This window comes from Janibacter sp. CX7 (genome assembly GCF_024362365.1).
Classification (GTDB): Bacteria; Actinomycetota; Actinomycetes; order Actinomycetales; family Dermatophilaceae; genus Janibacter.
In genome coordinates this window covers 1,302,640-1,314,743 of sequence record NZ_CP101464.1, presented here as the reverse complement: position 1 = coordinate 1,314,743, position 12,104 = coordinate 1,302,640, and the positions used below count along the sequence as shown (strand labels likewise).

Sequence of the window (12,104 nt, the reverse complement as noted above, 5' to 3'; positions counted from 1 at the left end):
GCACTCGCACCGGCACCATCGACGTACTAGCCTTCTGGTCGTGACCTCCGCCTCGGCAGACGAACTCGTCGACGAGATCGCCCGTGCCGCCTGCGCCGTCGACGCCCGGATCGCGGTGGCCGAGTCCCTGACGAGCGGGAACATCGCCGCGCGTCTGGGGCGGGGGCAGGATGCCAGTCAATGGTTTGCCGGCGCCGTCGTCGCGTACAGCGTCGACGTCAAGACCACCGTCCTGGGCATGACGCGTGGACTCGATCCCGTGTCGGGCGCCGCCGCCCAAGAACTCGCGCGCGGGGTGCGTGAGCTGACGGACGCCACCATCGCCGTCTCCGCCACGGGTGTCGGGGGCCCGCAGGACCAGGACGGCCACCCTGCGGGGACGGTGTACCTGGGGTGGTCGACCGCGTTCGAGGAGGGCAGCCGACTGCTGGAGTGCTCCGACGACCCGGCGAAGGCCCTCGAGGACACCGTCGAGTCCGCGCTGCAGGAGATCCACCGACTCCTGACGTGACCTTCGCCCTGCCCGACACGCGAAGAGCCCTGCACGGGTGCAGGGCTCTTCGCGTGGATCGCGGGGCGACTAGGTGGAACTCTCGCGATCACGGGTGCTGGACGACTCCTCGCCCCGGTCGGAGGACGCCTCCACTTCGAGCGGCTGGGAGGACGGTGTCCCGACCGAGATCTGTCGCGGCAGCGATCGCTTGTTCACCGGCAGGACAACGGTCAGGACCCCGTTGTCGTAGGTGGCCGACACCTGATCGGGATCGATGTCATCCCCGAAGGTGATCTGCCGCCGGTAACTGCCGGAGAAGCGTTCACTGGTCAACCACTGCACCTCTTGCTCGTGCAGGGACGAGCGGTGAGCGGTCAGGGTCAGGACGCCGCGACCCATGTTGACGTCGATGCTCCCGGGGTCCATGCCCGGAAGGTCCGCGTGGACGAAGTAGCGATCCTCCATGCGGTAGACGTCGACCGGCATGAACTGGGGCGAACGTGATGTCGAGCGAGTCCCCAGGAGGCCCTGCGCGAGGGCGTCCAACTCGGTGAGTGCATCAGAGCGCATCATCAGAAATCAACCTCCAACGATGAGGCCACCCACCGCCCCGCGGGGGTGGCTGTACCTGAACTGACCTCACCAAAATTAGCACTCTCTACCCGAGAGTGCCAACCGTTTGGAGACGGAAATTTGGCGTGATGGACGGGCCAGCACCTCGACCAGCTGCGCGACGCTGGGAGAGCCGTCCGGGCTCAGTGGCGTGCGGTAGTTCCGGCAGGCGAGCCCGACCGGTGCGTCCGGTGCAGCGAAGGGGTCGTGGCCGTCCAGCAGCACGGACCGTGACCCGTGAAACCCCCATTCCTGCGCCTCTTCCGGGGTCCTGACCCGCACCGCCTCCACGTCGCGGACCGGCCGACGGCGGCCAAGGCCCGGCTCAGGTGCTCACCGGCCACCTGCTGATGGGGCAGCCGTCGACGACGAGGAGCTGGATGGGCATGAGTCCATCCTCCCCGTACGTCGACTCGAACGCGAGGCCCTTCACACAGCGCCGATCGCAGCTGGTCGACCCCTGCGCCATGACTGACGCGCGGTCTCGCAGCCTCAGGTGCGCACCGGCTCCGCCGTGGCCACGTCGTCGACGACGTCGATGAGGACCTGGAGGTTGGCGATGAGGGCGCCGTACAACGGCCACAGCAAACCGGACAGATCCTCGGTCGACAGGTCCTCGGACAGGCGACGCAGATCCTCACGCACCTCGGCCACGTCCGCGTCAGGGTCGGCGATGCGCCGACCCAGGTTCTCGAGGAGGTCGATGTAGCGATCGCGGAAGCGCGGATCCCATTCCTGCGACGCACGGCTGGACTCGCGTACGTGCCGTGCGATGCTGCGCACCAGGCTGACGCCCTCCTCGAGCCGCACCAGGATCTGCGGGTAGGTCTCCAGGTGCTGACCCGGATGGAGCCTGTGCCGCGGGTTCCACGAGCGTCCCTCCTGCGCGGTGCGCACGAGCGACCACGCCTCCGCCAGATCGGTGTCGATGGATCTCGTCGTCTCGATCCAGTCGGCCTCCTCCTGCTCCTTGCGCGGCTCGCGCAGCTGCTGGGCCATGTCCACCAGCAGAGCCCCCAGCCTGCGGTCCACGTCGTCGATCTGTCGCTGGGCGCTGCTGTCGTACAGCGGCGGCAGCACCAGGAAGTTGACGAGCAGCGCCACGACCACGCCCACGGCTGTGCTCAGCAGGCGGTCGGGCAGCAGGTCGATGGCCCGAGAGTCCGGGATGTTGTACCCGGTCGCGAGGACGAACAGCACGGTGGTCGCCACGGTGATGCCCTCGTCGCGCAGGACCCGCAGACGGGAGAGGGCGAGGCCCATGAGCAGCGCCAGACCGAACGACCAGGCTGTGACCTCGAAGAGCTCGACGACCACGAGCGCCAGGAGGATGCCCAGCCCGACGGTGATCACCGTCTGCAGGCCGCGCCACATCGTCCGGTAGACCGTGGCATGGACGGTCAGCAATGCCACCCACGGCGCCAGGTAGGCCTGCTTCAGCTCCCACACCAGCTCGGCCAGGACCCAGGCGCCGACGGCGGCCACGGTGGCCTTGAGCAACTGCAGGAAGTCGGTCTGGGTCACCGGGGACGAGAACCACGATCTCGCCCGTGACGTCCACCTCGGTGCGTTCAGTGCGTCCACCCGGCCAGTAGACCCCACCGTGAGCACCGCGCCAAACGTCGTCACGGACCCGTCAGCGTCTCAGGGGCGTGCGGTCGCGCGTGGCCGGCAGAGTCACCCACGGACGCGGTCAGGCGTCGCCCACTCAGGCTCTCGCGACGCGCGCTCAGCCTCATGCGGTCCGGCCGGCGCGCCCCTCCACGAGCAGACGCAGACGGCGCAGAGTCTCGGAATTGCGCCACATCAGGGCCGGCTGACGCACCAGCCCCGGCACGAGCACCCCCGGCCCGGAGACGACGTCCTCGTGGATGGCCACCTCGGTCTGTTCACCCAATGGTGTCAGGGTGAGCCGGACCTCGGCCTCCCCCATCGGCCAGGTGCGCGCGCACAGGGTGAGGGATCGGTCGGGGTCCGATGCGAGCACCCGGGTGTGGTCGTCGACCAACCCGGGCCAGACGCCGACCGAATGGTGGATGCGGCTGCCGGCAGCGGGCCAGTCCGCATCGACATCGCGCATCCTCGAGGCACCGACGACCCACAGGGGGTAGAGCCAGCCGTCGCTCAGCACCGACCAGACGTCCGCGGTCGAGGCGTCGATGAGGGTGGTGTTCTCGCTCATGCAGAAATCCTCCGGTTCAGGGATGTTTCAGGAATGGTCGTCGTCGCGCAGGGCGAGGGCTCGGGTGGCGGGTCCCTCGAGGACCTCCCCGGTCGGCGCGAAGCGCGACCCGTGGAGGGGGCAGTCGTAGCTGTGGTCGGCATCGTTCCACTCGAGCACCCCACCGAGGTGGCTGCAGATCGCCGTGACGGTGCACGTGCGCCCGTCGATGGTCGACCGGCAGCAGCCCCTCGCGGCCGACGGCGCCTTCACCTTCCGGCACGTGCTTGGGCAACGGCTTCAGGGCCGCGCGTCCCAGTTCCAGGGAACCGGCTGCGGCGACGCCCGCGTTGATGCGGGCCATTCCCACAGCCGCGGGGAGGCGCCCGCGCCCGCGGTGCAGACGCTGCGCCCACGGCACCGGGTCGCCGAGGATCTGCCCGGACACGGCCAACGCGGCAGCGGCCCCGTTCGTCATCCCCCACTTCGCGAACCCGGTGGCCACGTGGACCCGGCAACGCCCCAGCGGCAGGAGTCCCACGCGCGGCAGCGCGTCGGGCGAGGTGTAGTCCTGCGCCGACCAGTGGTGGGTCTCCACCGCCTGGGGGAAGTGCTCCGCCGTCCACTCCCGCAAGCGGTCCAGGTGGCCCTGCTCGTGCCGGGCCCGGCCCACGGTGTGACCCTCTCCGCCGACCAGGAGGCGACGGGCGGCCCCGTCGCCGGGTGCATCGCGCACGGATCGGCTGCTGCCGTGGGCGCTGAGCAGCATCAGGTCCGGAGGGTCCGGGTGGTCGAAGGCCAGGGCGTAGGAGCGCTGCGGCTCGAGCCGGGCGAAGTGGAGCGCGCGGTCCACGGTGGGCGCGCCGGTGGCCAGGACGATGGTGTCGCTCGACATCCGACCGCCGTCCCAGCGCACCGTGGGCCGGCCGATCACCGAGACGTGCTGGACGCGGGCACCGGTGACCACCCGGCCATCGGCGGCACGCAGATCCGCGACGAGACCGTGCAGCAACTCCATCGGGTCGAGCTGTGCCTGGTCGGCCAGCACCACGCCCCCGGCGTGCGGGAAGGGAACGGGCAGGTCGTCGCTCCAGCGCGTGGCCAGCCCCACCGCCGTCGCGGCCTCGTGCTCGCGCAGGGCCGCGCGGCGACCTCGATCGGTGTCGGGGGCATAGGTCACCGCGTCGCGTCGCTGGACCGCGATCCCCTGCGCCTGGCAGTACTCCAGCACCCAGTCCTGGCCGGCTCGGTTGGCCTCGAGGTAGGCGGAGGCGACGTCGACGGGGTGGCGACGCAGCAGGGTGCTGTACTTCGTCCCCTGCAGCAGGGAGACCTTTGCCGTCGTGTTGCCGGTGGCGACGGAGCCGAGATCGCGCGCCTCGAGGACGACGACATCGCGCCCAGCGCGGGCCAGCAGCAGGGACGTGGTCAGCCCGGTGATACCGGCGCCGACGACGACGTCGTCACACCGCTCGGAGGTGAGGACATCCGAGGGGATCGGCGCTCGTCCGTCACGCCACAGGGACGTCATGACCTAACCCGCGCGTCACCGCAGGACGTGTCATCGGCGCCCTGGCGGATCACCGCACTGGACCGTTGGGCAGGTGACGCGGGAGTGCTGGGGTGCATGAGTTCTCCTGGGAGGTGGTGGTCGCTCCGGTGGCGCGTGGACGTGCCCACCACCGAAGAGATGGGCGACGCGAGCCGCGCTTCGCACGTACCGCTACCCCACATCACCGGTCACGAATCCGCCCCGGTGCTCGCCGGAGGATCATCCTCGCCATGGGTCTGGCCGCGCCGGTGAGGTCCGGGGCGGGACAGCCGCGCACCCTCCTGCTTGCAGACCTGGTGATCAGAAGGTCCGCTCGATCCGGTCGATGAGGGCTTCAAGACCCACCTCGAACTCCTGGGTGCTGCTGTCCTGACTGAGCCGGTCCCGCATCCGGACCACGTGCGGCGCCTTCGCCAGGGGCTCGCGCAGGCTCGTCTCCCGCTCCTCGGCCTTCGCCGTGTCCGCGTCTGCGATGTCGCTGCCGTGGGCCGCGACCTCCAGGAGCAGGGACCCGACGAGGAAGGTGGTGAACAGCTTGTACGCATCCACCGCGGCAGCGTCGTCGAACCCTGCGTCCGTGAGGGTCAGGAGGAAGTTCTCGACCAGTTCGATGCTGCGCAGCGGCGGTCGCAACCACGGTGCGGCCGGGTGTCGCGTGGCGGCCAGGGGGAAGGCCGCAGGGTGCTCTTGGGCCATGCGGCGCATCTCGTGGGCCAGGGTCTGGAGGTACCCCTGCCAAGAGGTCGGCTGGAGATCCGTGACCTCCCGCGCGACCGAGGACAGGAGATGGTCGATGACTGCCTCCAGCAACTCCTCCCGGCCCGAGACGTAGCGATAGAGCGCCATCGCCTCGACGCCGAGTGCCTGGCCGACACGACGCATCGTCAGCCCGTCCACACCCTGCTCGCTGATCAGTTCCGTTGCTGCACGGACGATCTGGTCACGGTCCAGCCTGGGACGGGGTCCCCGCTGCGGCACGGGATCGCTCATCGCGGCCCTTCCTGTCGACAACGCCTCGGGGAGTTCACCTGGGAGAACAGCCTAGGGGGCCTCACTCCGGGGAGGAGGCGGCCTGTTGCCACATTGGAATTTACGCCGTAAGTTTACGACGTAATCATCGTCGGGAAACCGCCCGCGCAGCGACGCGTCCGGTGTCGGGAAGGATCAATCATGGGTCTCACCCAGCCCGATCAGCACCGCGGGACCCGAGTCGAGTTCCCCTCTCATCCCACCTTCGACGAGGTCGTGGTGGCCAACCGGCTGCCCGTGACGCGTGACCTCGACGAGGACGGTTCCGGTCTCTGGAGAACCAGCCCCGGTGGCTTGGTGACCGCCATGGGCGCCATCACGGGTGGACGCCGGGGGGCGTGGGTGGGGTGGACCGGGGACGCCGATGAGGTGCCCGAGCCCTTCGTCCTGGGGGGCTCCACACACCTCGTTCCGCTGTCCTTGGGCCACGACGAGGTCAGCGACTTCCACGAGGGATTCAGCACTGCCACCTTGTGGCCGCTGTACCACGACGTGATCGCGCAGCCCGTCTTCCGCCACCGGTGGTGGGACGCCTATCTGCGGGTCAACGAGCGCTTCGCCAGCTCCGCTGCGGCATGCGCTGCGCCGGGCGCCACCGTGTGGGTCCACGACTACCAGCTCCAGCTGGTCCCCGATCTGATCCGCCGCGCCCGGCCGGACGTGCGGATCGGGTGGTTCAACCACATCCCCTTCCCCGCCGCGGAACTCTTCTCGCAGCTGCCCTGGCGCGAGGAGGTGCTGCGCGGACTCCTGGGGGCAGACGTGCTCGGTTTCCAGCGCCGGTCTGACGCGGACAACTTCCTCCGCACCTGCGCACAGGTCCTCGGCCTGTCGACCGAACCGGGATCGATCATCTGCCCGGACAGCACCACGGCCGACCCCGCTGCCGCACCGCGACGGGTCAGCGTCACGGCCATGCCGGTCTCCGTCGACGCCCAACAGATCCACGAGCTGGCCCGCAGCCGTCGGGTGACCGAACGGTCGCGCGAGATCCGCCGGAGTCTGGGCGACCCGAAGACGCTGCTGCTGGGCGTGGACCGACTCGACTACACCAAGGGCATCCGTCACCGCTTGCGGGCCGTGTCCGAGCTCTTGGCAGAAGGAGAGCTCGTCGCCGGCGAGCACGCCGTCGTGCAGGTCGCCACTCCCAGCCGCGACCGGGTCGCTGCCTACCGGGGCCTGCGAGACGAGATCGAGGGCATGATCGGCAACATCAACGGGGACCATGCAGACCTGGGCGTCACGGCCGTCCACTATCTGCACCAGCGGCACTCTCGCGAGGAGATCGTCGCCCTGTACCTGGCCGCCGACGTCCTGGTGGTCACCCCCCTGCGCGACGGGATGAACCTGGTGGCCAAGGAGTTCGTCGCCGCGCGTGCCGACGGGGGCGGCGCCCTGGTCCTGAGTGAGTTCGCCGGGGCCGCCGACGAACTCGACGCCGCCTACCTGTGCAATCCGCACGACCTCAGCGATCTCAAGCGCACCATCCTGCGAGCCATGCGCGACGAAGCGGACGACGCGCGCCGACGGATGCACGTGATGCGTCAGCGGGTCCTGGCGCACGACGTCCACGCGTGGGCCGCAGGATTCTTGGCCGCCGTGGAGACGATGTCGCCGCAGGTGACCCGTGGCTGAACCGGCCCCGATCGCCCGGGACAGGACCCCGGCCGACCCACCGTGCGCACGCGGACCTCTCCCGTGGGGTGCGAGCAGGCCCACGGCCACGACACCGCTGCGCATCTGCCTCATCGGATCGAGCCGCTTCCCGATCAGGGAGCCCTTCGCCGGGGGCCTCGAGGCACACACCCATGCCCTGGCCCGAGAGCTCCTGCGACGGGGGCATGACGTCTCCCTCTTCGCCGCGGCCGGATCCGATCCCGCGCTGAACGTGGTGCACCTGCCCTGCGCCGTCTACGAGTCCGACGAGGAGTCCCGCCGCGACGTGGCCGCTCCCCCGGAGCAGTGGATGGACGAGCACCACGCCTACCTGGGGCTGATGATGGACTTGGTACGCAGCGGGCGTCGCTCCTTCGACGTCATCCACAACAACAGCCTTCATCACCTGCCGATCGCGATGTCGAGCGCCGTCGACCTCCCGATCATCACCACCCTGCACACCCCACCCGTCCCATGGCTGACGTCGGCGATCGCCTACGCCGGGGACAACTGCCACTTCGTCTCGGTCAGCCACGCGACGGCCCGCGCGTGGTCACCCATGATCGCCAGCACCCCGGTGCACAACGGCATCGACCTCGATCAGTGGTCCCCCGGACCCGGTGGCGGACCGGCCGTGTGGTCGGGGCGGATCGTCCCGGAGAAGGCGCCGCACCAGGCGGCCCGGGCGGCGCGTTCGATCGGGATGCCGCTGTGGATCGCCGGCGAGATCCTCGACCGGCGCTATTTCACGACCGAAGTCCAGCCGCTCCTCGGGGACGGCATCGAGTACGTCGGACACCTGACGCACCGCGAGCTCACCGATCTCGTGGGTCGGGCCACCGTCGCCGTCGTCACCCCCGCGTGGGAGGAGCCCTTCGGGCTCGTCGCCGTCGAGGCCTTGGCCTGCGGCACCCCGGTGGCAGCATTCGCGCGGGGCGCCCTGGGCGAGATCGTCGACGAGACGACAGGCGCGCTGGCCCCGGGCGGGGACGTCCCGGCCCTGGCGCTGGCGATGCGCGCCGCCGCCACCCGCGACCGCGTGGTCGTGCGAGCGGCCGCCCGTGCGCGGTTCTCCCACTCAGCGATGGTCGACAGCTACGTGGACCTCTACCGTCGCGCGACCGGGGCCACGACCGAGGACCCGGCCGCGTGATCGGCTACTACATCCACCACCACGGCTCTGGACACCTGCACCGCGCCCGGGCGGTCGCCGCGTCGTGGGGGTCACAGATCACCGGGCTGTCCTCGCTCCCCCGCCCCGCGGACTGGCCGGGCGAGTGGGTCCGCTTGGAGGACGACGCGCCCGTCGACCCGGGTGCCGACGTCACGGCCGGTGGGCACCTGCACTGGGTCCCGCGCAGGCACCCCGGCCTGGGGCAGCGCATGGGTGCGCTGTCGGCGTGGCTCGTCGCCGCCAAGCCGCGCGTGCTCGTCTGCGACGTCTCGGTAGAGGTCGCGGTGCTGGCGCGCCTGCACGGGGTCCCTGTCGTCACCGTCGTGCAACCGGGCGAGCGCTCCGACGACCCCCACCTGCTCGGGTACGGGATCTCCGACGCCCTGGTGGCCCTGTGGCCGGAGACCGCCGACATCCGCACCGGTCTCCCCCTTCGCCTCCGCTCGCGCATCCGGTACCTGGGCGGACTGTCCCGTTTCCCCGCCACCGCCGCCGGTGCGGTCCGGGACAGGAGCGTGGCCGTGCTGTGGGGACGCGGCGGAGGGGCTGACCCGGAGCGCCTCCTCGAGGCCGCCCGGGCAGGCAGTGCGGGCTGGACCTGGACGATGCTGGGCGGGCAGACCTGGAGCGCGGACCCCTTCGCCGTCCTCTCCACCGCCGAGGTCGTCATCACCCATGCGGGGCAGAACGCCGTCGCCGAGACAGCCGCGGCCCGCCGGCCGGCCGTCGTCATCCCCCAGATCCGCCCCTTCTGGGAGCAACACGTGACCGCCCGAGCGCTGCGGGCCCCCCGCTGGCCGGCCACCGTCCTCGACACCCTCCCCCGACGCGGGTGGACGGACCTGCTCGAACGCACCGCTGGACTCGACGGCAGCGCATGGTCTGCATGGTGCGACGACCGTGCCGCGTCACGTTTCGTACAGGTTGTGCGGGAGGTGGCGGCGGCATGAGCACCGTCGCTCTCATCACCATCGTGCACGGGCGCCATGACCACCTCGCGAACCAGGCCGTGACCGTGACGGACGGCACCCGGCGCCCCGATCTGTGGGTCGTCGTGGCCATGAACGACCCGACGCTCACCGTGGCGGGGGCGTGTGTGCTCCACCTGGACACCGACCTGCCGGGCCTGCCCCTGGCCGCCGCCCGCAACCTCGGGGCACGGCACGCCATCTCCCTGGGTGCCGACGTCCTGGTCTTCCTCGACGTGGACTGCCTGCCCGGACCACGACTCGTCGAAGCCAGTGCCGCCGCCGTCGACGACGCGCCGGACGTCGTGTGGTCGGGGGTGGTGACCTATCTGCCGCCGCCACCGGACCGCGGCTACGCCCTCACCGACCTGCAGACCCTCGACGCGCCCCACCCCGGGCGGCCGGCTCCCGACGCGGGAGAGCGTCTGGACAACCCTGACCCCGACCTCTTCTGGTCGTTGTGCTTCGCGCTCCACCGCCACACGTGGCAACGCATCGGCGGATTCTGCGAGGAGTACGTCGGCTACGGCGGGGAGGACACCGACTTCGCCCGGGTCGTGCACGAGCGCGGCTTCCGGCACGGGTGGCTCGGCGATGCCCGGGCGTACCACCAGCACCATGAGATCGAATCACCACCGGTGCGGCACGTCGACGCCATCGTGCGCAACGCAGCGATCTTCCACGACAGATGGGGCGTCTGGCCGATGACGACGTGGCTGAACGCCTTCGCCGAGCTCGGCCTGGTCGAGTGCCACGACGGTCGATGGCGCCGCACGCAGGCGCACGATGTCCCGGCCGTGCCCGAACGGCAGACCCCTGGGACCACCTCGGGCGCGCAGCCTCGCTCCGGGCACGTCTGAGACCTCGGGGCCACCATGACGGCCGTCGTCGCGGCCGGCAGGACTGCGGCGTGGACGATGGCGGTCGCGCCCGTCAGCGGGTGAAGGCCTCGGGGATCTGCCGAACGGGGACGATGACGACGTCGTCGACCTTCCAGTCGAGGTCACGCGCCACCTGGGCGGCGTGCTCGAGATCGTCGATGTCGGCGGTGTGGCCCGCGTGCGGCACGACGAAGCTCTCCACATGGAAGACGTGCCCCATGTCGCGCACGCGGCTGTGGCTGCTGTGCACCCACGCGATCTCCTCGAGTGCCTCGTCGACCTGCTCGGTCAGGGGGTGGCGCCGCGTCCCGTCCACCGTGCGGGCCTGGGCGTCCATGAGCGCGCCCGAGGCGTGTCGCACGTTGGTCCACCCGTCGCGGATGATCGACACGGAGATCGCGATCGCGACGACCGCGTCCGCCCACCACAGCCCGACCCCGATGCCGAGGACACCGACGATCGTCCCGGTCGCAGTGCGCCAGTCCGCCTTCTGCATGTCGGCGTCGTTGTACAGGACCCGGTCGTGCAGGGTGTCCGCGAGCGGCAGCTTGATCCGTCCCAGGATGACGGGGCCGATGGCGGTGTAGACCATCGCGGCGATCATCACCCAGCCCGCCCACACCACATGACCGAAGAGGTCGACGGTCCCGACCGGAGGGTGCTCGCCGCGCAGCAGACCCATCGCCGAGTCGACGATGAGGTAGACGCCCATGCCCAGGAGGGCGACCGCGGCCGCCAGGTGTCCGCCACCGACGGCGCGATGGTGACCGTAGGGGTGCTCGGCGTCCACCGGGCGTCGGGCGCGCCGCTGCGCGAACAGGAAGGCGATCGGCGGGATGAGGGCGAGCATGTCCTCCACCCACGCCGCCTTCATCGCCTGCGAGCTGCCCATCGCGAAGGAGACCACGACGATGCAGGTCGCCATATACCCCAGGGTCACCCACTCGAGCCGGATGGCCCGCCGCAGGGCCGTGCCCTGCTCGTCCGGTAGACGGGTGCGCCCGAAGGAGAGCGCTCCCGGCGTGCTCACGGCGCCCTCCCGTGGGTGTCGAGCCACCGCTCGAGCGAGGACTGCGCGGCGTTCTCGCCGGCCGGGACCGCCATCACGTGGGCGCGTGGTCCGTCCGGACCAGGGACCTCGACGTAGGGCCGGGTGAGTCCGACCTTCGAGCTCCACGCGCTCTGGTCCGTGAGGCCGCCGATGAGGACATCGATGTCACCGCGCTCGAGTGCGGCCACGAGGGCCTCCTCACCATCGACCTGCCAGGCGACCGTGGCACCGAGTGATTCGGCCCATCCCGTGATGATCTCGACCTCGGAGCCGGAGGGCGGGCTCGTCGTCACGTCGGTCCACGGTGGGTGGTGCGACACACCCACCCGGATCTCGCCCGATGAACGCACCCGGTCGAGCGTTCCGTCAGGGTCCTGCGGGATGCTCCCGCACGCGGCAAGAAGCAGCAAGAGCACGGCGCAGGCTGCCAGACGCACGACATTCCCCAGGCCGACGACCATGGGGACATGCTAGCCACGCGGCTCCAGTCGGGTCAGACTCCACGCCCTTCGCGAGCACTACTGTCA

At 70.6% G+C, this 12,104-nt stretch carries 12 protein-coding genes and 1 pseudogene; 5 read left to right on the top strand and 8 right to left on the bottom strand.

Going from position 1 to position 12,104, the window contains the following annotated elements; genetic code table 11:
• Nucleotides 1–40 precede the first annotated feature (40 nt).
• A complete protein-coding gene (locus tag NMQ01_RS06420) occupies nucleotides 41–511 on the top strand; it encodes a CinA family protein (protein ID WP_255186032.1) in 471 nt (156 codons plus the stop codon).
• A 69-nt stretch (nucleotides 512–580) separates the two neighbouring features.
• Here NMQ01_RS06420 and NMQ01_RS06415 read toward each other — a convergent pair whose 3' ends face one another.
• The 6 genes and pseudogenes from NMQ01_RS06415 to NMQ01_RS06390 form a co-directional block, all read right to left on the bottom strand.
• Nucleotides 581–1,066 (bottom strand): Hsp20/alpha crystallin family protein, encoded by a 486-nt coding sequence (locus NMQ01_RS06415; protein ID WP_255186031.1) that lies wholly within the window; start codon nucleotides 1,064–1,066, stop codon nucleotides 581–583.
• Between the two features lie 531 nt (nucleotides 1,067–1,597).
• Nucleotides 1,598–2,629, bottom strand: a complete 1,032-nt coding sequence (locus tag NMQ01_RS06410) for an aromatic acid exporter family protein (protein WP_255186030.1) — start codon at nucleotides 2,627–2,629, stop codon at nucleotides 1,598–1,600.
• 211 nt (nucleotides 2,630–2,840) lie between these two features.
• Nucleotides 2,841–3,287, bottom strand: a complete 447-nt coding sequence (locus tag NMQ01_RS06405) for an SRPBCC family protein (RefSeq protein WP_255186029.1) — start codon at nucleotides 3,285–3,287, stop codon at nucleotides 2,841–2,843.
• Nucleotides 3,288–3,314: 27 nt separating this feature from the next.
• Nucleotides 3,315–3,446, bottom strand: coding sequence for a Rieske 2Fe-2S domain-containing protein (locus tag NMQ01_RS06400; RefSeq protein ID WP_255186330.1), 132 nt, complete (start codon nucleotides 3,444–3,446; stop codon nucleotides 3,315–3,317).
• Between the two features lie 325 nt (nucleotides 3,447–3,771).
• Nucleotides 3,772–4,797 (bottom strand): annotated as a pseudogene (locus tag NMQ01_RS06395) (NAD(P)/FAD-dependent oxidoreductase); the annotation flags it as partial.
• A 321-nt stretch (nucleotides 4,798–5,118) separates the two neighbouring features.
• Nucleotides 5,119–5,808 carry a TetR/AcrR family transcriptional regulator C-terminal domain-containing protein gene (locus NMQ01_RS06390; protein WP_255186028.1) on the bottom strand — a complete coding sequence of 230 codons (690 nt, stop codon included), beginning with the start codon at nucleotides 5,806–5,808 and terminating at the stop codon, nucleotides 5,119–5,121.
• A gap of 180 nt (nucleotides 5,809–5,988) precedes the next feature.
• Between NMQ01_RS06390 and NMQ01_RS06385 the strand changes: the two genes are divergently transcribed.
• From NMQ01_RS06385 to NMQ01_RS06370, 4 genes are all read left to right on the top strand, one after another.
• Entirely contained in the window at nucleotides 5,989–7,482 is a 1,494-nt protein-coding gene (locus tag NMQ01_RS06385; protein ID WP_255186027.1) for a trehalose-6-phosphate synthase, read from the top strand.
• A gap of 97 nt (nucleotides 7,483–7,579) precedes the next feature.
• On the top strand, nucleotides 7,580–8,656 hold the full coding sequence (locus tag NMQ01_RS06380; RefSeq protein ID WP_255186329.1) for a glycosyltransferase: 1,077 nt from the start codon (nucleotides 7,580–7,582) through the stop codon (nucleotides 8,654–8,656).
• Nucleotides 8,653–9,627, top strand: coding sequence for a glycosyltransferase (locus NMQ01_RS06375; protein ID WP_255186026.1), 975 nt, complete (start codon nucleotides 8,653–8,655; stop codon nucleotides 9,625–9,627). The genes NMQ01_RS06380 and NMQ01_RS06375 overlap by 4 nt, the downstream gene beginning before the upstream one ends.
• Nucleotides 9,624–10,505: a glycosyltransferase family 2 protein gene (locus tag NMQ01_RS06370; protein ID WP_255186025.1), complete on the top strand. Its 882-nt coding sequence runs from the start codon at nucleotides 9,624–9,626 to the stop codon at nucleotides 10,503–10,505. Before NMQ01_RS06375 ends, NMQ01_RS06370 begins: the two co-directional genes overlap by 4 nt.
• 73 nt (nucleotides 10,506–10,578) lie before the next feature.
• On the opposite strand, the gene NMQ01_RS06365 is transcribed toward NMQ01_RS06370, so the two are convergent.
• Nucleotides 10,579–11,556, bottom strand: coding sequence for a cation diffusion facilitator family transporter (locus tag NMQ01_RS06365; RefSeq protein WP_255186024.1), 978 nt, complete (start codon nucleotides 11,554–11,556; stop codon nucleotides 10,579–10,581).
• A complete protein-coding gene (locus NMQ01_RS06360; RefSeq protein ID WP_255186023.1) occupies nucleotides 11,553–12,038 on the bottom strand; it encodes a transporter substrate-binding domain-containing protein in 486 nt (161 codons plus the stop codon). The genes NMQ01_RS06365 and NMQ01_RS06360 overlap by 4 nt, the downstream gene beginning before the upstream one ends.
• Nucleotides 12,039–12,104: the final 66 nt, after the last annotated feature.

Coding starts and splice junctions, on each gene's coding strand:
- NMQ01_RS06415 (WP_255186031.1), bottom strand. CDS start 1,066: ATGATGCGCTCTGATGCACTCACCGAGTTGGACGCCCTCGCGCAGGGC.
- NMQ01_RS06405 (WP_255186029.1), bottom strand. CDS start 3,287: ATGAGCGAGAACACCACCCTCATCGACGCCTCGACCGCGGACGTCTGG.
- NMQ01_RS06390 (WP_255186028.1), bottom strand. CDS start 5,808: ATGAGCGATCCCGTGCCGCAGCGGGGACCCCGTCCCAGGCTGGACCGT.
- NMQ01_RS06385 (WP_255186027.1), top strand. CDS start 5,989: ATGGGTCTCACCCAGCCCGATCAGCACCGCGGGACCCGAGTCGAGTTC.
- NMQ01_RS06370 (WP_255186025.1), top strand. CDS start 9,624: ATGAGCACCGTCGCTCTCATCACCATCGTGCACGGGCGCCATGACCAC.
- NMQ01_RS06360 (WP_255186023.1), bottom strand. CDS start 12,038: ATGGTCGTCGGCCTGGGGAATGTCGTGCGTCTGGCAGCCTGCGCCGTG.